The organism is Massilia sp. LXY-5, from assembly GCF_059801075.1.
Window position 1 is genome coordinate 636,905 of record NZ_JBNNEH010000003.1, and the last position, 18,158, is coordinate 655,062.

General features: G+C 63.7%; 18 protein-coding genes. 15 read left to right on the plus strand and 3 right to left on the minus strand.

Annotation, left to right across the window (positions count from 1 at the left end; translation table 11 throughout):
- Positions 1 to 27: 27 nt before the first annotated feature.
- Both ACI48I_RS11775 and ACI48I_RS11780 read right to left on the minus strand, forming a co-directional pair.
- Positions 28 to 444, minus strand: a complete 417-nt coding sequence (locus ACI48I_RS11775) for a DUF3597 domain-containing protein (RefSeq protein ID WP_498574272.1) — start codon at positions 442 to 444, stop codon at positions 28 to 30.
- Positions 445 to 486: 42 nt separating this feature from the next.
- The gene (locus ACI48I_RS11780) at positions 487 to 1,059 is read right to left on the minus strand and encodes a hypothetical protein (protein WP_227496548.1); all 573 of its coding nucleotides are present in this window, start codon (positions 1,057 to 1,059) and stop codon (positions 487 to 489) included.
- A 257-nt stretch (positions 1,060 to 1,316) separates the two neighbouring features.
- Between ACI48I_RS11780 and ugpQ the strand changes: the two genes are divergently transcribed.
- The 6 genes from ugpQ to ACI48I_RS11810 all read left to right on the plus strand — a co-directional run bounded on the left by ugpQ (position 1,317) and on the right by ACI48I_RS11810 (position 9,333).
- Positions 1,317 to 2,087 carry a glycerophosphodiester phosphodiesterase gene (gene ugpQ / locus ACI48I_RS11785; RefSeq protein WP_498574273.1) on the plus strand — a complete coding sequence of 257 codons (771 nt, stop codon included), beginning with the start codon at positions 1,317 to 1,319 and terminating at the stop codon, positions 2,085 to 2,087.
- Positions 2,088 to 2,192: 105 nt separating this feature from the next.
- Positions 2,193 to 4,802 carry an alanine--tRNA ligase gene (gene alaS / locus ACI48I_RS11790; protein ID WP_498574274.1) on the plus strand — a complete coding sequence of 870 codons (2,610 nt, stop codon included), beginning with the start codon at positions 2,193 to 2,195 and terminating at the stop codon, positions 4,800 to 4,802.
- A 358-nt stretch (positions 4,803 to 5,160) separates the two neighbouring features.
- Positions 5,161 to 5,418 carry a sulfurtransferase TusA family protein gene (locus ACI48I_RS11795; protein ID WP_193686705.1) on the plus strand — a complete coding sequence of 86 codons (258 nt, stop codon included), beginning with the start codon at positions 5,161 to 5,163 and terminating at the stop codon, positions 5,416 to 5,418.
- Between the two features lie 193 nt (positions 5,419 to 5,611).
- A complete protein-coding gene (locus ACI48I_RS11800) occupies positions 5,612 to 6,361 on the plus strand; it encodes an electron transfer flavoprotein subunit beta/FixA family protein (protein WP_193686704.1) in 750 nt (249 codons plus the stop codon).
- A gap of 12 nt (positions 6,362 to 6,373) precedes the next feature.
- Positions 6,374 to 7,306: an electron transfer flavoprotein subunit alpha/FixB family protein gene (locus tag ACI48I_RS11805; RefSeq protein WP_498574275.1), complete on the plus strand. Its 933-nt coding sequence runs from the start codon at positions 6,374 to 6,376 to the stop codon at positions 7,304 to 7,306.
- A gap of 236 nt (positions 7,307 to 7,542) precedes the next feature.
- Positions 7,543 to 9,333: an acyl-CoA dehydrogenase gene (locus ACI48I_RS11810; protein ID WP_498574276.1), complete on the plus strand. Its 1,791-nt coding sequence runs from the start codon at positions 7,543 to 7,545 to the stop codon at positions 9,331 to 9,333.
- Positions 9,334 to 9,392: 59 nt separating this feature from the next.
- Here the strand turns inward: ACI48I_RS11810 and ACI48I_RS11815 are convergent, their stop codons facing one another.
- Positions 9,393 to 9,803 (minus strand): NINE protein, encoded by a 411-nt coding sequence (locus tag ACI48I_RS11815; RefSeq protein WP_193686701.1) that lies wholly within the window; start codon positions 9,801 to 9,803, stop codon positions 9,393 to 9,395.
- A gap of 284 nt (positions 9,804 to 10,087) precedes the next feature.
- Between ACI48I_RS11815 and rpsP the strand changes: the two genes are divergently transcribed.
- The 9 genes from rpsP (at position 10,088) to ACI48I_RS11860 (ending at position 18,120) form a co-directional block, all read left to right on the plus strand.
- Positions 10,088 to 10,342, plus strand: coding sequence for a 30S ribosomal protein S16 (gene rpsP / locus ACI48I_RS11820; protein ID WP_192054370.1), 255 nt, complete (start codon positions 10,088 to 10,090; stop codon positions 10,340 to 10,342).
- Positions 10,343 to 10,357: 15 nt separating this feature from the next.
- Entirely contained in the window at positions 10,358 to 10,912 is a 555-nt protein-coding gene (gene rimM, locus ACI48I_RS11825) for a ribosome maturation factor RimM (protein ID WP_498574277.1), read from the plus strand.
- Between the two features lie 26 nt (positions 10,913 to 10,938).
- On the plus strand, positions 10,939 to 11,697 hold the full coding sequence (trmD, locus tag ACI48I_RS11830) for a tRNA (guanosine(37)-N1)-methyltransferase TrmD (protein WP_193686699.1): 759 nt from the start codon (positions 10,939 to 10,941) through the stop codon (positions 11,695 to 11,697).
- Positions 11,698 to 11,825: 128 nt separating this feature from the next.
- Positions 11,826 to 12,212, plus strand: a complete 387-nt coding sequence (gene rplS, locus ACI48I_RS11835; protein ID WP_193686698.1) for a 50S ribosomal protein L19 — start codon at positions 11,826 to 11,828, stop codon at positions 12,210 to 12,212.
- 76 nt (positions 12,213 to 12,288) lie between these two features.
- A complete protein-coding gene (locus ACI48I_RS11840; RefSeq protein ID WP_193686697.1) occupies positions 12,289 to 12,966 on the plus strand; it encodes a CoA pyrophosphatase in 678 nt (225 codons plus the stop codon).
- Positions 12,967 to 13,056: 90 nt separating this feature from the next.
- Positions 13,057 to 14,016 (plus strand): CobD/CbiB family protein, encoded by a 960-nt coding sequence (locus ACI48I_RS11845; RefSeq protein ID WP_193686696.1) that lies wholly within the window; start codon positions 13,057 to 13,059, stop codon positions 14,014 to 14,016.
- Between the two features lie 277 nt (positions 14,017 to 14,293).
- A complete protein-coding gene (locus ACI48I_RS11850; protein ID WP_193686695.1) occupies positions 14,294 to 14,641 on the plus strand; it encodes a DUF3579 domain-containing protein in 348 nt (115 codons plus the stop codon).
- A 140-nt stretch (positions 14,642 to 14,781) separates the two neighbouring features.
- Positions 14,782 to 15,231 (plus strand): CBS domain-containing protein, encoded by a 450-nt coding sequence (locus ACI48I_RS11855; RefSeq protein ID WP_193686694.1) that lies wholly within the window; start codon positions 14,782 to 14,784, stop codon positions 15,229 to 15,231.
- A 129-nt stretch (positions 15,232 to 15,360) separates the two neighbouring features.
- On the plus strand, positions 15,361 to 18,120 hold the full coding sequence (locus ACI48I_RS11860; RefSeq protein ID WP_498574278.1) for a M16 family metallopeptidase: 2,760 nt from the start codon (positions 15,361 to 15,363) through the stop codon (positions 18,118 to 18,120).
- Positions 18,121 to 18,158: the final 38 nt, after the last annotated feature.

An 18,158-nucleotide genomic window follows, 5' to 3' on the forward strand; every position in this document is an offset into this window, starting at 1 on the left:
CGGCCCGTCGGGCCGGCGCGTCATCGATCAGTCTTTCAGGTCGGCCGGCACCTTGCCGCCGTTGGCGGCCAGCTTGTTCATCACCTGCTTGTGCAGCCAGATATTCATCGAGGCCGAATCGGAAGTGTCGCCGGTGTAGTGCAGTTCGGCGGCGAGTTCCTTGCGCGATTGTAGGCTGCTGTCGAGGTCGAGCAATTTGAGCAGGTCGACGATCGAGGTGCGCCAGTTCAGCTGCTGGCCCGACGCCTGCTGCTTCTGGGTCAGGATGGCTTCGACGTCGACCTGGTCCATTGCCGCGGGGGCGGGCGCTGCCTGCGGTGCAGCTTGAGGCTGGGCCTGCGGGGCCTGTGCCTGGGGCTGGGCTTGCGGTTGCGCCTGTGGCTGCTTGTTGGCCGCGTGCGAGGACGGGAAGATCTTGCTGAAGATATTGCTCAGAATGCCCATGTGATGCTCCTTTTGTTGTTGAGGGTGGTGTTGGAACCGTAATTAGCGACGCTGGATGCCTTGCGCCATGTGGCCGAGCGCGATGGCGAGCGCGGCCGCACCGAGGCCTTTGACGACGTTCGGATGCTGGGCGTAGAAATCGCCCATGCGCTCGACCACGCCAGGGTTCTCCTGTTCCGCCTTTTGGGCGATCTCTTGCACCTGTTCCGGCGAGAGCTGCGAAGCCTGTTCCGGCGTGATCTGCGGCTGGCCGCCAGTGGCGCCGCCGAGCAGGTTGCCCAGCATGCCGCCGATGCCGCCGAGGCCGCCGCCCATGCCGCCGCCCGCACCGCCGCGCCCGGCAAGCATGCCGAGCAGGGAAGGGCCGGCGGCCGCGATCAGCTGGTTCAGCATGCCGGCCTGCTGGTTCGGATTACTCTGGCCGAACATCTGGCCGACCATCTGCGGGAAGGGCGGGGTCTGGTCCGAGCGCAGCGCCTGGGTCACCCCCTGGGCCACCGTTTCGCGCGGAGCGGCCTGGGCAACACGGTCGAAGTCCTCTTCGGTACGGGCGCTGTCGGCACCGGCGGCGCCGCCCATGTATTGGTTCAACAGGTTTCCTAAATCAAAAGCCATGACAACCTCCTGCTTGGTTTTAACTACTGAGAGACAAGATGAAGGTCGAGGGTAGGGCGCATGCTTGCGCGATTCGGTACGGTATCGAACCGAGTGGCCATAAAACAGCCACATCGGTGCCGACTAGCAATTGCACGAGCGCCGCGCCAAGGCTAAGCTGACGAGATGCCTTATTTGCCCCTCTTTTTTGTTGCCCTGACGTATGCAGCGGCCCTGCTGTCCCGGCAGCTGTCCGCCGTGCCCGGGTATGGCCTGACATGACGACGCTGCCCGGCTCCTGGCGCTACCCGCACGTGCTGGCCCACCGCGGCGGCGGCGTGCTGGCGCCGGAAAACACGCTGGCCGGGCTGGTTGAAGGCATGCGCCGCGGCTACCGCGCCATCGAATACGACATCATGCTCGCGCGCGACGGCGTGCCGGTGGTGATGCACGACCCTTATCTTGGACGCACCGTGCTGGGCACCGGGAATGTCTTCGACTACGACGCGTTTGAACTGGCGACGATGGATGCCGGCAGCTGGTTCGCCCGTGAACACGAAGGCGAGCCGGTGCCGCTGTTCGTCGAGTTCGCGCAGTTCTGCAAGGCGCATGGGATCTGGATGAACATGGAGATCAAGCCGGCACCCGGGTACGACATCGAGACCGGCGGCACGGTGGCGCGCATCGCCGCTGCCCTGTTCGCCGACGAGATCGCGGCCGGCGACCTGGCGGCGGTGCCGCTGCTGTCGTCGTTCAGCCACCTGGCTTTGGCGTCAGCGCGCGAGGTGGCGCCCGAGGTGCCGCGCGCCTGCCTGATGAGCGAATTGGCGCCGGACTGGGAGCGCCGCGCGCAATCGGTGGAGGCGATCGCCATCCACACCAACCACAAGCACCTGACGCCGGAGCTGGCGCGCGAGGTGAGGGCGGCCGGCTACGGGCTGTTTTGCTATACGGTCAACGATCCTGTGCGCGCGCGCGAATTGCTGTCCTGGGGAGTCGAGGCGTTTTGCACCGACCGCATCGACCTGATCAAGCCGGATTTCGCCTGAAATCCCCCTCGGTGGGACGTTCCGCGAGCGTGTAAATAAAGTCAGCGCTGACTGATATAATCGTTGCTTTATCTACCGTACTGCGCTCTTTCCGCACCCACCAACATGAAATCTTCCGAAATTCGCGAAAAGTTCCTCAAGTTTTTTGAGTCCAAGGGCCATACGATCGTACGGTCCAGCCCCCTCGTGCCGGGCAACGATCCGACCATGTTGTTGACCAACAGCGGAATGGTGCAGTTCAAGGACGTCTTCCTCGGTCTCGATTCGCGTCCGTACTCGCGCGCGACCAGCGTGCAGCGCTGCGTGCGCGCCGGCGGCAAGCACAATGACCTGGAAAACGTCGGCTACACCGCGCGCCACCACACTTTCTTCGAGATGCTGGGTAACTTCAGCTTCGGCGATTACTTCAAGCGCGACGCCATCAACTACTGCTGGGAGCTGCTGACCAAGGTCTACATGCTGCCGGCCGAGAAGCTGACTGTCACCGTCTATTTCGAAGACGACGAAGCCTACGACATCTGGGCCAACGAAATCGGCGTGCCGAAAGAGCGCATCATCCGCATCGGCGACAACAAGGGCGCGCGCTACGCGTCGGACAACTTCTGGCAGATGGCCGACACCGGCCCTTGCGGTCCATGCACCGAAGTGTTCTACGACCACGGCGCCGACATCTGGGGCGGTCCTCCGGGCTCGCCCGAGGAAGACGGCGACCGCTTCATCGAGATCTGGAACCTGGTGTTCATGCAGTTCAACCGCGACGAAGCGGGCGTGCTGACCCCGCTGCCGAAGCCGTCGATCGACACCGGCATGGGCCTGGAGCGCCTGGCCGCCGTGCTGCAGCACGTGCACAGCAACTACGAGATCGACCTGTTCCAGGCGCTGATCAAGGCATCGGCGCGCGAAACCGGCGCGACCGACCTGGAAAACAATTCGCTGAAGGTGATCGCTGACCACATCCGCGCGGCCTCCTTCATGATCGTCGACGGCATCATCCCGAGCAGCGAAGGCCATGGCTATGTCCTGCGCCGCATCATCCGCCGCGCCCTGCGCCACGGCCACAAGCTGGGCCAGACCCGTCCGTTCTTCCACAAGCTGGTCGCCGACCTCGACGCCGAGATGGGCGGCGCCTATCCGGAACTGACGGACGCAAAAGAGCGCGTCGCCCAGGTGCTGAAGGCCGAGGAAGAGCGCTTCGGCGAGACGCTCGAAAACGGCATGAAGATCCTGGAAGCGCAGCTGGCGAAAGATGCGAAGAACCTGGACGGCGCCACCGCCTTTACCCTGTACGACACCTACGGCTTCCCGCTCGACCTGACGGCCGACATCTGCCGCGAACGCGGCGTGACGCTCGACGAAGCCGGCTTCACCGCCGCCATGGAGCAGCAGAAGAAGACCGCGCGCGCCGCCGGCAAGTTCAAGATGGCCGCCAAGGTCGAATACGCAGGCGAGAAGACGAAGTTCGTCGGCTACGAATCGCTGGTGCACAACACCCACGTGCTGGCGCTGTATTCGGAGGGCGTCTCGGTGCAGGAACTGAAGGCCGGCCAGGAAGGCATCGTCGTGCTCGACACGACGCCGTTCTACGCCGAATCGGGCGGCCAGGTGGGCGACCACGGTTTGATCCGCGCAACTGGCGGTGAGTTCGAAGTCGAAGACACCCTGAAAATCCAGGCCGACGTCTTCGGCCACCACGGCGTGCTGCGCAGTGGTTCGCTGAAGATCGGCGACACCGTGGACGCCCAGGTCGACCAGGCCAAGCGTGCGCGCACCATCCGCAATCACTCGGCGACCCACCTGATGCACAAGGCGCTGCGCGAAGTCCTCGGTTCGCACGTCCAGCAAAAGGGTTCGCTGGTCGATCCGGATAAAACCCGTTTCGACTTCAGCCACAATGCACCGGTGACACCCGAGCAGATCGCCCAGGTCGAGCAGATCGTGAACCGCGAGATCCTCGAAAACCATCCGACCCAGGCGCACCTGATGTCCTTCGACGACGCGGTGAAGCACGGCGCGATGGCGCTGTTCGGCGAGAAGTACGGCGACGAAGTGCGCGTGCTCGACATCGGCTCTTCGAAAGAGCTGTGCGGCGGCGTGCACGTGACCCGCACCGGCGACATCGGCCTGTTCAAGATCGTCTCCGAGAGCGGCGTCGCCGCCGGCATCCGCCGTATCGAGGCGGTGACGGGCGAGGGCGCGCTGGCGTGGGTACAACAAACCAACGCCAGGCTGCTGGCCGCCGCCTCGGCCCTGAAGACCGGCCCGGACGAACTGCCTTCGCGCATCGCCCAGGTGCAGGATCAGGTCAAACTGCTGGAGAAGGAAGTCGCAGCGCTGAAGTCGAAGCTGGCGTCGGGCCAGGGCGACGAGCTGGTGAACCAGGCGGTCGACGTCAACGGCATCAAGGTGCTGGCGGCGACGATGGACGGCGCCGACGTCACGGGCCTGCGCGAGACCATGGACAAGCTCAAGGACAAGCTGGGCACGGCCGCTATCGTGCTGGCCAGCGTGCTTGATGGCAAGGTCAGCCTGATCGCCGGCGTGACCAAGGATGCGACCGGCAAAGTCAAAGCCGGCGAGCTGGTCAACTTCGTCGCCCAGCAGGTGGGCGGCAAGGGTGGCGGGCGTCCGGACATGGCGCAGGCCGGTGGTACCGATCCGTCGGGGCTGCCAAACGCGCTGGCCGCAGTCGCGGGCTGGGTCGGCGAACGCGCTTAAGCAACGCCTGGGTGGACGGTTTTTCCGTCCACCCAGGTTTGATCGGCATCGTTCCGGTGCGTCACTGTGCTGGAACGGTGCAAAAACGATCGCTCGATCGCACCTGAATTAACATTCCAGAAGTGCCGGAAAACCTTGGCGCCGTTGCCACATTCCGCATCGCACCGTGTGTGTACCCGGGGCATCCATCCTGCAGAATCCCCTCCGCCTCGTCAATTATTCCTCAGTCAAGCTTTCCTCAGCACATCTATTACGGTTGTGGCAATGCAACAATTCGTGACTATTTTGGTGCGGCGCGTCATAATCCGGGAATTGGAGTAGACTCCGAACCTAGTATCACCACCTAAGCAGGCATGCGATGAGCGACACGATTCTCGACACCGATACGATTCAATTCCAGAAGGACCTGGACGCGCGCGGCCTGAACTGCCCGCTTCCTATCCTGAAAGCCAAGAAGGCGCTGGCCGAAATGGCCACCGGCGAGGTGCTGCGCATCACGGCCACCGACACCGGTTCCGTGCGTGACTTCCAGGCTTTTGCCAAGCAGACCGGCAACGCGCTGCTGTCCCACTCGCACAGCAATGGCGAGTTCGTCTTCCTGATGCGCCGCAAGTAAGCGCCGTCCCGGCGGGGTGCTTGCTGTGCCCCCCGCCAGCTTCCCCTTTTGTTATACGAACGCACGTTTTGGAAGCATCCCTCTAGCCAAAAATCGCACGATCGTGCTTTAATTCAGCCTTGATTCTGTTTATCTCTTATAATCTAGGCCACTTTAGCCCCGTCTACCTTTTCATTTTTTCAAAGGCACACCTATGAAAGTCCTGGTACCCGTCAAACGCGTGGTCGACTATAACGTCAAGGTCCGCGTCAAGTCCGACGGCAGCGGCGTGGATATCGCCAACGTCAAGATGTCGATGAACCCGTTCGACGAAATCGCGCTCGAGGAAGCGACCCGTTTGAAGGAAGCCGGCAAGGTCACCGAAGTCGTGGCCGTCTCCGTCGGTGTGCCGCAGTGCCAGGAAACCCTGCGCACCGGCATGGCGATCGGCGCCGACCGCGGCATCCTGGTCGAAACCAACGGCGAAACCGAGCCGCTGGCCGTGGCCAAGATCATGAAGGCGCTGGCAGATAAAGAGCAGCCGCAGCTGATCATCCTGGGCAAGCAGGCGATCGACGACGATTCGAACCAGACCGGCCAGATGCTGGCGGCCCTGCTGGGCTGGCCGCAAGCGACCTTCGCCTCCAAGGTCGTGCTGGAAGACGGCAAGGTCACCGTGACGCGCGAAGTCGACGGCGGCCTGGAAACCGTTTCCTTGACCCTGCCGGCCATCGTCACCACCGACCTGCGTCTGAACGAGCCGCGCTACGTCACGCTGCCGAACATCATGAAGGCCAAGAAAAAGCCGCTGGAAACGATCAAGCCGGAAGACCTGGGCGTCGACGTCGCGAACCGCCTGAAGACCCTGAAGGTCGTCGAGCCGGCCAAGCGCTCGGCGGGCATCAAGGTGCCGGACGTCGCCACGCTGGTGCAGAAGCTGCGCACCGAAGCCAAAGTCATCTAATAAGGAAACATCATGGTCGCACTCGTTATTGCTGAACACGACAATGGCTCCCTCAAGGGCAGCACCCACCACACCGTGACCGCGGCCGCCCAGTGCGGCGGCGACGTCCACGTGCTGGTCGCCGGTTCCAACTGCGGCGCCGCCGCCGAAGCCGCCGCGCAGATCGCCGGCGTCTCGAAAGTGCTGGTCGCCGACGCGCCGTATTTCGCCGACGGCCTGGCCGAAAACGTGGCCGAGCAGATCCTGGCCATCGCCGGTTCGTACTCGCACATCCTGGCGCCGGCCACCGCCTACGGCAAGAACATCCTGCCGCGCGTCGCCGCCAAGCTGGACGTGGCCCAGATCTCGGAAATTACCAAGGTCGACTCCCCTGACACCTTCGAGCGTCCGATCTACGCCGGCAACGCCATCGCCACCGTGCAGTCGAGCGACGCGGTAAAAGTCATCACCGTGCGCGGCACCGGCTTCGATGCTGCCGCCGCTACCGGTGGTTCGGCTGCCGTCGAATCGATCGCTGCAGCAGCCGATTTCGGCAAGTCGGCTTTCGTCGGCCGCGAGCTGGCCAAGTCGGACCGTCCGGAACTGACCGCCGCGAAGATCATCGTCTCGGGCGGGCGCGGCATGGGCTCGGGCGACAACTTCAAGCTGCTCGAACCCCTGGCCGACAAGCTGGGCGCGGCAATGGGCGCCTCGCGCGCGGCCGTCGACGCCGGCTACGTGCCGAACGACTGGCAGGTCGGCCAGACCGGCAAGATCGTCGCACCGTCGCTGTACATCGCCGTCGGCATTTCGGGCGCGATCCAGCACCTGGCCGGCATGAAGGACTCGAAGACCATCGTCGCCATCAACAAGGATCCGGAAGCGCCGATCTTCTCGGTGGCAGACTATGGCCTGGTGGGCGACCTGTTCGAAGTCATCCCTGAGCTGGTCAAGGAATTGGGCTGAATTTGATTGTTGGCCGCTGCGTATCACCGCGTGGGCACAAGTGCCCACCCTACGGTGCGCATCGGCTGTCAACGACGGTCGTGTAAGGAAGGGTGGGCTCTCGAGCCCACGCGTTTCACCGTATGCGATTCGATCCGTTTGGCCGGAGCCAATCAAGAAGAACACACAGGCCACGCTGGTCCGGCATCACGCCAGGCTGCCGTGGCCTGTTTTACATCCAAATCTGAGGAGATATCGTGAGCTACCAAGCCCCGATCAAAGACATGCTGTTCGTCCTGAACGAACTGGCGAACCTGCAGCAGGTCAGCCAGCTGCCAGGCTGCGAAGACGCGACCGTCGACACCGTCGAAGCGGTGCTGGAAGAGAATGCGAAGTTCTGCGGCGAAGTCGTCGCCCCGCTGAATCATCCGAGCGACAAGGAGCCGAGCTTCTGGCACGACGGCCAGGTCACGACCTCCGCCGGCTTCAAGGTCGCCTTCCAGGCCTTCGGCGAATCCGGCTGGCAGGGCGTGCAGCACCCGCAGGAATTCGGCGGCCAGGGCTTGCCGAAGCTCGTCGCCACCCCGTGCACCGAGATGCTGAACGCCGCCTCGATTTCGTTCGCACTGGTCGCGCTGCTGACCGACGGCGCCATCGAAGCGCTGCTGACGGCAGGCTCCGACGAACAGAAAGCCCTGTACCTCGAGCCGCTCATCACCGGCAAATGGACCGGCACCATGAACCTGACCGAGCCGCAAGCCGGTTCGGACCTGGCCGCCGTGCGCACGCGCGCCGTGCCGCAGGGCGACGGCACCTATAAAATCTTCGGCACCAAGATCTTCATCACCTATGGTGAGCACGACATGGCCGAGAACATCATCCACCTGGTGCTGGCGCGTACGCCGGACGCGCCGCCGGGCGTGAAGGGGATCTCGCTGTTCATCGTGCCGAAGTTCCTGATCAACGAAGACGGCACTCCGGGCGCGCGCAACGACGCGCACTGCGTTTCGATCGAACATAAACTCGGCATCAAGGCCAGCCCGACCGCCGTGCTGCAGTTCGGCGACAACGGCGGCGCCATCGGCACCCTGGTCGGCGAAGAAAACCGCGGCCTGGAATACATGTTCATCATGATGAACGCGGCCCGTTTCGGCGTCGGCATGCAGGGCATCGGCCTGGCCGAGCGCGCCTACCAGCAGGCCGTCGCCTTCGCCAAGGACCGCATCCAGTCGCGCGACCTGGCCGGTTCGGCCGGTCCCGTCGCCATCATCCACCACCCGGACGTGCGCCGCATGCTGATGTCGATGCGCGCCCAGACCGAGGCTGCACGTGCGCTGGCCTATGTCGGCGCCGGCATCTCGGACATCGCCCACTACCACGCCGATGAAGCGACCCGCAAAGCCAATCTCGCGGTGTACGAATACCTGGTCCCGGTCATCAAGGGCTGGTCGACCGAGATGAGCGAGAACGTCGCGCGCGACGGCGTGCAGGTGCATGGCGGCATGGGCTTCATCGAAGAGACCGGCGCCGCCCAGCACTACCGCGACGCCAAGATCCTGACCATCTACGAAGGCACGACCGCGATCCAGGCGAACGACCTGGTCGGCCGCAAGACCGTGCGCGACGGCGGCGCGGTGGCGAAATCGATCATCGCCCAGGTGCGCGCGACCGAGGCGGCGCTGGCGGAAGTGCAGGGCGCCGATTTTGCTGCCATACGCGCGCAGCTGGCGCTTGGCTCGGCGGCGCTGGAAGAAGTCGTCGACTTCGTCGTGGCGAACGTGAAGTCTGACATCAAGGGCGTGTTCGCGGGTTCCGTGCTGTACCTGAAGCTGGCCGGCATCGTTCTCGGCGGCTGGCAAATGGCGCGCGCGGCCCTGGTCGCGCAGCAGAAACTCGATGCAGGGCAGGGCGATGCATCCTTCCTGCGCGCAAAAATCGCCACCGCGCGCTTCTTCGCCGATCACATCCTGTCCGGTGCAGGCGGCCTGCGCTCGGCCATCGTCGACGGCAGCGCCGGCGTGCTGGCGCTGGACATCGAGCAGTTCTGAGCCTGACGGTTTCCGTTCGACGAAGCGGCCTGCGGGCCGCTTTTTTCATGGCGGCCCGTTCAGCCGTAGGCGCCGCCGGTGTACATCAGGTCGAACAGGCGCGAAATCGTGGCGATCAGCACCGTCACGCCGATGAACAGGGTGGCTACCAGCAGCACGGCGAGGATCCAGTTCGAGTTCGAACGGGTGTTTGCTGCGGCATTGAAGTGCGCGTCCCACTTCTCGTCGGGCGTGAGGCCGATGACGAGCGCTTCGATACAGGCGGCGATGGCGGAGATCAGGAGCGGCAGCAGCGCGTAGAAGGGATTGCTCCCGTTCGCCTGGCTGAAGATGAGCCCTGCAATCGGCAGGCTGCTGATGTGCAGCAGGCCGAGGCGATCGACGCCGCCATGCAGGTAGAAGCGATGCGCCCCCAGCGTGCCGAGGGAAAGCGCCAGCGCGGTGGCGAGCGTCTTGTTCTTGTGTGCCATGCGAAGCCGGTTGAATGAACGGATGTGTTACACGAATGGCAGAGTATCGTTGATAAACGTGACAAAAGCATCATAATTTATGTAAATGCCATGTATCAACTTGTTGCTGGCGTTGACCGAGCCGGGCAGGCAGGTGGCGGCCGGGCGAAAAATAGCGGATAATGCCCGATTCGGCCGGGATTGCGCGCTCGTTGTCCGCTCTTGCCATTATCGCTTGCTGCTCTTTGGCATTGCGCGCTATAATCGTCGGCTTTCTCCGTCCAGTACAACTTTTTGGAATTATTATGGTCGTTATCCGTTTGGCACGTGGCGGCGCAAAAAAGCGCCCGTTCTTCAACATCGTTGCAACCGATTCGCGTAACCGTCGCGATGGCCGTTTCATCGAGCGCATCGGTTTCTACAACCCGATGGCCTCGGGCGCCGAAGTGGGCCTGCGTATCACCGCTGACCGTCTGGCCTACTGGCAAGGCGTTGGCGCACAACTGTCGCCAACCGTCGCTCGCCTGGTCGCTCAGCAGACCCCAGTCGCAGCTGCCTAAAGCAAGGTTCCAGGTTTGACCGATTCAGCTGCAAGCGGGGTGCAAGCCCCTGACGACCTGACCCAGGTCGGGTATGTGGCCGGTGCCTATGGCATCGCCGGCGCCATCCGCGTCACGCCGTTCTCGACGGATGCCGATGCGCTGATGAATGTGAAAACCTGGTGGCTCGACAAACCGGGCCTGCGTTCCGTGACCGTGCGGACCGCGAAGATGCATGGCGGCGACGTCGTCGCCACCCTCGTCGGGATGGCGGGCCGCGATGCGGCGGAGGCGCTGAAGGGCGCCGCCGTGCAGGTATCGCGGGCTGAATTTCCCGCGCTTGAGGAAGACGAGTATTACTGGTCCGACCTGATCGGCATGGATGTCGTGAACCTGCAGGGCGAAGCCCTCGGCAAGGTCATCGACATGATGAGCAACGGTCCGCAGTCGATTCTGCGTATCGAGCCCGTGCCGGAGCAGGACAGCAAGGAAAAGGCGCCCGAGCGCCTCGTTCCGTTTGTGGACCAGTTCGTCAAGCATGTCGAACTCAAGGCAAACAAGATTACTTTGGACTGGGGTCTGGATTATTAACCCGGTCTTGTCGAGACGAGGTCCCGATGCAATTTGACGTCGTGAGCTTGTTTCCCGAGATGTTTACCGCGTTGACGCAGTCGGGCGTGACCCGCCGCGCCTTCGAGCAGGAACGCTGGGGCCTGACCTTGTGGAATCCACGCGATTTCACGACGGACCGCCACCGCACCGTGGATGACCGCCCGTATGGCGGCGGCCCCGGAATGGTGATGCTGGCCAGGCCGCTCGAGGCGACGATCAATGCGGCCAAGGCGCGCCAGGTCGAACAAGGCTTGCCGCCGCCGCGCGTGGTGTTCATGTCGCCGCAGGGCAAACCGCTGACGCACGAACGCGTCATGGCGCTGAAGGACGAGCCGGGCCTGGTCGTCCTCTGCGGCCGCTACGAAGCGGTCGACCAGCGCCTGCTGGACCGCATGGTCGACGAGGAAATTTCGCTCGGCGACTTCGTGCTCTCCGGCGGCGAATTGCCGGCGATGGCCCTGATGGATGCAGTGGTGCGGCTCTTGCCCGGTGTACTGGGCGATGATGCCTCGGCGGTCGAAGACAGTTTCGTCAACGGCCTGCTCGATTCGCCGCACTATACCCGCCCCGATGTCTATGAGGGCGTACCGGTACCGCCGGTCCTGATGGGCGGGAACCACGCAGAGATTACGAAATGGCGCCGCCAGCGCATGCTGGAAGCGACCATGAAGAAACGGCCGGAACTGTTGGACAAGGCGCGCGCAGCGGGCCAGCTGACAAATGCCGACGAAAAGTTTTTGACCTCGCTCCGTCCTGCGGAGTAAGGTCGGAAAATGCACCAGTTGGTGCGAGACATGCGGGCATGTTGCTCGTATGTTCAACCCCATCCTCTACTGGGCGAGACAAGCAGTCTCAATGCGCGCCAGCAAGATGGTTTATGGAGTCATAAGAAATGAATCTGATTCAGCAACTCGAGCAGGAAGAAATCGCGCGCCTCGGCCGCGCCATTCCTGATTTCGCACCTGGCGACACCGTGATCGTCAACGTCAACGTCGTCGAAGGCACCCGCAAGCGCGCCCAGGCATACGAAGGCGTCGTCATCTCGCGTCGTAACCGCGGCCTGAACTCGAACTTCATCGTTCGCAAGATCTCGTCGGGTGAAGGTGTCGAGCGTACGTTCCAGCTGTACTCGCCGCTGATCGCTTCGATCGAAGTGAAACGCCGCGGTGATGTCCGTCGCGCCAAGCTGTACTATCTGCGTGAGCGTTCGGGCAAGTCGGCACGTATCAAAGAAAAGCTGCCACAGCGCAAAGTCGCAACCGCCCCAGCCGCTCAGTAATCGCGTCTGTGGAATGGAAAAAGGCATCCCCCGGGATGCCTTTTTCTTTATCCGCTCATTGTAGTGACCAGGAGAAATGCTTTTGGCTAAGATTCATCTGGATCCAACCCAACTGCCGGTCGACGCCATTGCCGGCGAGCCCGCCATCGACCCCGCATTGCTGACGGTAGAAAACCTGCGCGCCCGCTTCGCCCGCTCGCGCCTGGCCTGGGAGCCGGAAACGCCGGACGAGTCCTGGATGTCGCCGGGCTTCAAGCTGCGCCGCGCCGCCGTGCTGGTGCCGCTGGTGATGCGTCCCGAGGGCCTGACGGTGCTGCTCACCCTGCGCACCGACCACCTGAGCAGCCATGCCGGCCAGATCGCCTTTCCCGGCGGCCGCGCCGAGGAACTCGATTCCTCGCCGATCGAAACCGCGCTGCGCGAGTCGGAAGAGGAAATCGGACTGCACCGCCGTCATATCTCCATCGTCGGCGTCCTGCCCGACTACGTCACCGGCAGCGCCTACCGCGTCGCGCCCGTGGTCGCCCTCGTGAAACCGCCGTTCGAGCTGAGGGCCGATCCGAACGAGGTGGCCGAAATCTTCGAGGTGCCGCTCGCCTTCCTGATGAACGGCATGCACCACCAGCGCCTCTCCTTCGAGCTGCCGGGCGGGGAGGGCAAGCGCCATTTCTATGCCATGCCGTATGAACGTTTCTTCATCTGGGGGGCAACGGCCGGCATGCTGCGCAATCTGTTCCATTACTTGCGAGCTTAATAATACTTACAAGTCCCGATTTGATTATGGCCGGCACCTGCGCTATCGTAGCGGGCAGCGTGGTATTGCCATAACAAAAGAAGGACTTGCATGACATTTTTTTCCATTCTGTGCGCACTGATCATCGAGCAACTGAAGCCGCTGCGCGCAGATAACCAGGTCTATGGCGGCATCAAGGGCCTGGCGATGCGTATCGAAGGCTGGTTCAATGCCGGCGAACCGAAGAACGGCCGCATGGGCTGGTTCCTGATGATGGCAGTGCTGGTCGTGCCGGTCGCGCTCGTCTACTGGGTGCTGCAATACTTCGGCCTTGTCTTCCTGGCCTTTGCCTGGAATGTCGCCATCGTCTACCTGACGCTCGGTTTCCGCCACTACAGCCATTATTTCACCTCGATCCAGCTGGCCCTGAACAGCGGCGACGAAACCACGGCGCGCGTGCTGCTGGCCGAATGGGCGCGCATCGACACGGTGGGCATGGACGCCACCGAGATCGCGCGCATCGCCGTCGAAAAATCGCTCATCACCACCCACCGCAGCGTGTTCGGGGTGTTCTTCTGGTTCCTCATGCCGGCCGGGCCCGCGTGCGCCGTGCTGTACCGTGTTTCCGAATACCTGGCGCGCGCCTGGAACGAACCCGAGCACATGCGCAACGAAGCCTTCGGCCAGTTCGCGGCACGCGCCTTTTACTGGATCGACTGGATTCCGGTGCGCCTGACGGCGATCGCCTTTGCCGTGGTCGGCAATTTCGAGGATGCGATCTACGCCTGGCGCAATTTCGCCAATCGCTGGGCCGACGAGTCGCGCGGCATCATCCTGGCCGCCGGCGGCGGCGCGATGGGCGTGCGCCTGGGTACCCCGAACGAGAACGCACCGCAACTGCTGCCGGTCGACGCCGCCCTGGTCGACCTGAGCGAGGCCGACACCGAAGTGCTGCCCGGCGAAGAACCGAGCCTGCGCGCACTGCAAAGCACGGTAGGACTTGTGTGGCGCGCCCTGATACTATGGATGATTCTCCTGCTCCTGCTCTCCAGTATGGTGTGGCTCGGCTGATGTGAGGGGGCCTCGATAAACCTACTGCGCGTCGGATTGTCGGTCTGCGGTGCTCGCTGTACGCTTGTACAGCTCCGCTCCTCGACCAACACTCCTTCCGCTCGCTACGGTTTCTCGAGGCCCCGTTGAGCAGCGTAAACGCAACTGAGAGCGCAAATCAAGGTGGTGGTTTTGGTGCTGCCCGAAAGTTGTCGAGACAAGCTTCGTCCTCAAGTCTTCTATAAGATATAATACTGGCTCTCCTCCACGCAGCATTCTTGTATCAGCAAGCAGCACTATGGCCGAGTTACCGCATACCGGGACCGAAGGCGCCGTCGGCGAATTCTTCATCCTGGGCCTCACAAGCAATGGCAAGCAGTTCCGCCCCAGCGACTGGGCGGAGCGCCTGTGCGGGGTCATGTCCTGTTTTCGTCCCGAAGGCAGCGGCGGGCGCCACGCCCACCTCCAGTTTTCGCCCTACGTCCATCCGACCGTGGTCAACGGCGTGAAGGCCGTGGTCGTCAACAACGCGCTCAAGAAAGCCGAACCACTGGCCTTCCACTTTGTTGTCAACTTTGCTAAAGACAACGACCTGCAAGTTGTGGATGCCTGCTTCGTCGAGCTGCCGGGCGACAAGAAGCTTTAAGTTCCCCAAAGCGTTTGAGCTAAATCAAGCGCCTTTCAAATTTCCGCATTAGTTTGAGGTTCGTAGGGTGGGCACTCCGTGCCCACGCGGAACGCTGCATCGTGCTGGCGCAAGCCTGAGGATCAGCAGGGAGAATTACCATGAACATCAGCGACATCTGCACCGTCCAGACCATCAGCTGCACGCGCGACGAAACCGTGCAGGGGGCCGCGCTCCTGATGCGCAAGCACCACGTGGGCGACCTGATCGTCGTCGACGGCGCCAACGGTGAAGCCATTCCCGCCGGCATCGTCACCGACCGCGACATCGTCGTTTCCATCGTCGCGCTCGGGCTCGATCCGGAAAGCCTGCTGGTCGGCGACATCATGAGCGACGACCTGCTGACCTGCCGCGAAGACGACGACGTCTACCAGACCATCGAGCACATGCGCGTACGGGGCATCCGCCGGGTGCCGGTGGTGAACCGCAAGGGCGGCCTCGCCGGCATCGTCAGCGCCGACGACCTGCTCGAATTCCTGGCAGAGGAAATGGGAGACCTGTCGCGCATCAGCGGCAGTCAGCAAGCCCATGAGAAACGCGCCCGGCATTAATAGCCCACGCTTTCCGTTGTAGACACCCGCGCACCGAACTAGTGCGCGGCGGCATCATCGAAACCGACCATCTGTTACCATCGCCGTTGGCGCGCCGCGGTAGCCGGCGCACGAACCTGACGGGATGACATGAATTCGACGCTGTACCGCCGCGGCTTGCCCGCGCACCTGATCGCGGGCGCCTTTGCCTTCCTCGCCGCCGGCTCGGCGCTCAGCGCGCCGAAAGCGCCCCTTCCAACCGGCGTCACGCTCGGCCCCTCCGTGGAGGGCATTACCGAATACCGCCTCCCCAACGGCCTGAAAGTGCTGCTGTTCCCGGACACCTCGCGTCCCACCGTCACCGTCAACGTGACCTATCTGGTCGGCTCGCGCCACGAGAACTACGGCGAGACCGGCATGGCCCACCTGCTCGAGCACCTGCTGTTCAAGGGCGCGAAGAAGAATCCCGACATCACGCGCCAGTTCGCCGACCGCGGCATGGACTTCAACGGCACCACCTCGCTCGACCGCACGAATTACTACGAGGTGTTCCAGGCCTCGCAGGCCAACCTGGACTGGGCGCTGCAGATGGAAGCGGACCGCATGACCGGTTCCTTCATCGCGCAGAAGGACCTCGATTCGGAGATGACGGTGGTGCGCAACGAGTTCGAGAGCGGCGAGAATTCGCCCTCCGGCGTCCTCATGAAGCGCATGCAGAGCATCGCCTACGACTGGCACAGCTACGGCCGCTCGACGATCGGCAACCGCAGCGATATCGAGAATGTCAGGATCGGCAACCTGCAGGCCTTCTATCGCATGTACTACCAGCCCGACAACGCCGTGCTGCTGGTGGCCGGCAAGTTCGACACGAATGCCACGCTGGCGAAGATCGCGCGCCTGTTCGGCACGATCCCGAAACCGAAGCGCACGCTCCCCGCGTTCTGGACGGTCGAGCCGACCCAGGACGGCGAGCGCAGTTTCGCCGTGCGGCGCCAGGGCGATGTCCAGATCGTCATGCTGGGCTACAAGGTGCCGTCCAGCCTGCATGACGACAGCGACGTGATGGCCTTCGCCTCGGCCATCCTGGGCGACGTGCCGACCGGACGGCTGCACAAACAGCTGGTCGAAACGGGCAAGGCGAGCCAGGTGTTCAGCTTCGGCGAGACGGGCTATGCGCCGGGCCTGCAGTATGTCGGCGCGGTCGTCAAGAAGGGCGAACCGGTCGAGCCCGTGCGCGCGGCCCTGACCGAGGCGGTGGAGAGCTTCGGCGACAAGCCGCCGACGAACGACGAGATGGCGCGTATCCGCCGCATGTACGAAAACGAGATGGAGCGCAGCCTGAACGATCCGCAGCGGGTCGGCGTGGCGCTGTCGGAGACCATCGCGCTCGGCGACTGGCGCCTGTTCTTCACCGGCCGCGAGCGCATCAAGACCATCACGGCGGCCGAGGTGGCGGCCGTGGCGAAGCGCTATTTCAAGCGCGACAACCGCGTGACCGGCACCTTCCTCCCCGAGGATGCGCCGCAGCGCGCCGTGATCCCGCCGGCGCCGAGCGTCGAGAGCATCCTGAAGGAGTTCAAGCCGCAGGCCTCGACGCGGGTGTCGGAAGACTTCGAGCCGACCCAGGACAACATCCTGAAACGCACCCAGTTGGTAACGAAAGGCGGCGTCAAGCTGGCGCTGCTGCCGAAGAAGAACCGCGGCGAGGCCGTCACGGTCGACCTGCGCCAGCACATCGGCGACGAGAAGAACCTGTTCGGCAAGGGCGCCGTGCCCGAGCTGACCGGCGCCATGCTGATGCGCGGCACCAGCCGCTACACGCGCGAGCAGCTGGCCGACGAATTCGACCGCCTCAGGATTGCCGGCAGCCCGACCCATTTCCAGACCACGCGCGAACACCTGGCCGACGCACTGCGCCTGGTCGCGCACGTGATGAAGGAACCGGCCTTCCCGCAGGCCGAATTCGAGCAGTTGCGGCGCCAGTCGCTGGTCGCCCTCGAGGGCAGCCGCGCCGAACCGCAAGCCGTGGCGGCGCGCGCGCTGTCGCACCATTTCGACCAGTATCCGAAGGGCGACGTGCGCCACGCGAACAGCTTCGACGAAGACCTGGCCGAACTGAACGGTGCGCGCCTGGAAGACCTGCGCGCCTTCCACCGCGAGTTCTACGGCACGGTGCCGGCCGAGATGGCGATCGTCGGCGACTTCGACGCCGCGGCCATCGCGCCGCTGGTGGACGAGCTGTTCGGCGCATGGAAGCCGCAAGCGAACGTGGCGCCGATCCTGCGCCGTCATGCCGACGTCGCGCCTTTGAAAACCACGCTCGACACCCCGGACAAGGAAAACGGGTTTTATACGGCGCGCCTGAACCTCGACCTGAACATCGACGACCCCGACTATCCGGCCCTCACGCTCGCCAATTACATCTTCGGCGAGGGCGGCCTGCGTTCGCGCCTGATGGACCGCATCCGCCAGAAGGACGGCCTGTCGTATGGCGGCGGCTCGCAGCTCGAGGCCGGTGACCTCGACCGGGCAGGCGCCTTCGGCATCAGCGCCATCGCCGCGCCGCAGAACCTGCAACGCCTGGACGCGGCGATCCGCGCCGAACTGGCGCGCGCGGTGAAGGACGGCTTCACCGCCGCCGAGCTGGCCGGCGCCAAATCCGGCCTGATGCAGCAGCGCCAGCAGACCCGCTCCGACGACGGCGCCCTGGCCGCCGGCTGGACCTCCTACCTGTACCGCGACCGCACCTACGAGTGGTCGCGCCAGTTCGAGGCGAAGCTGATGGCCGTCACGCTGCCCCAGCTGAACGCCGCCTTCCGCAAGGCGATCGACCCGTCGAAACTGTCGGTCGTGATGGCCGGCGACCAGGACAAAGCCAAGGCCGGCGCAAAGGCTAACCCCGCTCCCTGAGCCTGCGCCGCTGCACCCATTTGGTGAATCCGCGCCGG

Coding starts and splice junctions, on each gene's coding strand:
- ACI48I_RS11775 (WP_498574272.1), bottom strand. CDS start 444: ATGGGCATTCTGAGCAATATCTTCAGCAAGATCTTCCCGTCCTCGCAC.
- ACI48I_RS11780 (WP_227496548.1), bottom strand. CDS start 1,059: ATGGCTTTTGATTTAGGAAACCTGTTGAACCAATACATGGGCGGCGCC.
- ugpQ (WP_498574273.1), top strand. CDS start 1,317: ATGACGACGCTGCCCGGCTCCTGGCGCTACCCGCACGTGCTGGCCCAC.
- alaS (WP_498574274.1), top strand. CDS start 2,193: ATGAAATCTTCCGAAATTCGCGAAAAGTTCCTCAAGTTTTTTGAGTCC.
- ACI48I_RS11795 (WP_193686705.1), top strand. CDS start 5,161: ATGAGCGACACGATTCTCGACACCGATACGATTCAATTCCAGAAGGAC.
- ACI48I_RS11800 (WP_193686704.1), top strand. CDS start 5,612: ATGAAAGTCCTGGTACCCGTCAAACGCGTGGTCGACTATAACGTCAAG.
- ACI48I_RS11805 (WP_498574275.1), top strand. CDS start 6,374: ATGGTCGCACTCGTTATTGCTGAACACGACAATGGCTCCCTCAAGGGC.
- ACI48I_RS11815 (WP_193686701.1), bottom strand. CDS start 9,803: ATGGCACACAAGAACAAGACGCTCGCCACCGCGCTGGCGCTTTCCCTC.
- rpsP (WP_192054370.1), top strand. CDS start 10,088: ATGGTCGTTATCCGTTTGGCACGTGGCGGCGCAAAAAAGCGCCCGTTC.
- trmD (WP_193686699.1), top strand. CDS start 10,939: ATGCAATTTGACGTCGTGAGCTTGTTTCCCGAGATGTTTACCGCGTTG.
- rplS (WP_193686698.1), top strand. CDS start 11,826: ATGAATCTGATTCAGCAACTCGAGCAGGAAGAAATCGCGCGCCTCGGC.
- ACI48I_RS11840 (WP_193686697.1), top strand. CDS start 12,289: ATGCTTTTGGCTAAGATTCATCTGGATCCAACCCAACTGCCGGTCGAC.
- ACI48I_RS11845 (WP_193686696.1), top strand. CDS start 13,057: ATGACATTTTTTTCCATTCTGTGCGCACTGATCATCGAGCAACTGAAG.
- ACI48I_RS11850 (WP_193686695.1), top strand. CDS start 14,294: ATGGCCGAGTTACCGCATACCGGGACCGAAGGCGCCGTCGGCGAATTC.
- ACI48I_RS11855 (WP_193686694.1), top strand. CDS start 14,782: ATGAACATCAGCGACATCTGCACCGTCCAGACCATCAGCTGCACGCGC.
- ACI48I_RS11860 (WP_498574278.1), top strand. CDS start 15,361: ATGAATTCGACGCTGTACCGCCGCGGCTTGCCCGCGCACCTGATCGCG.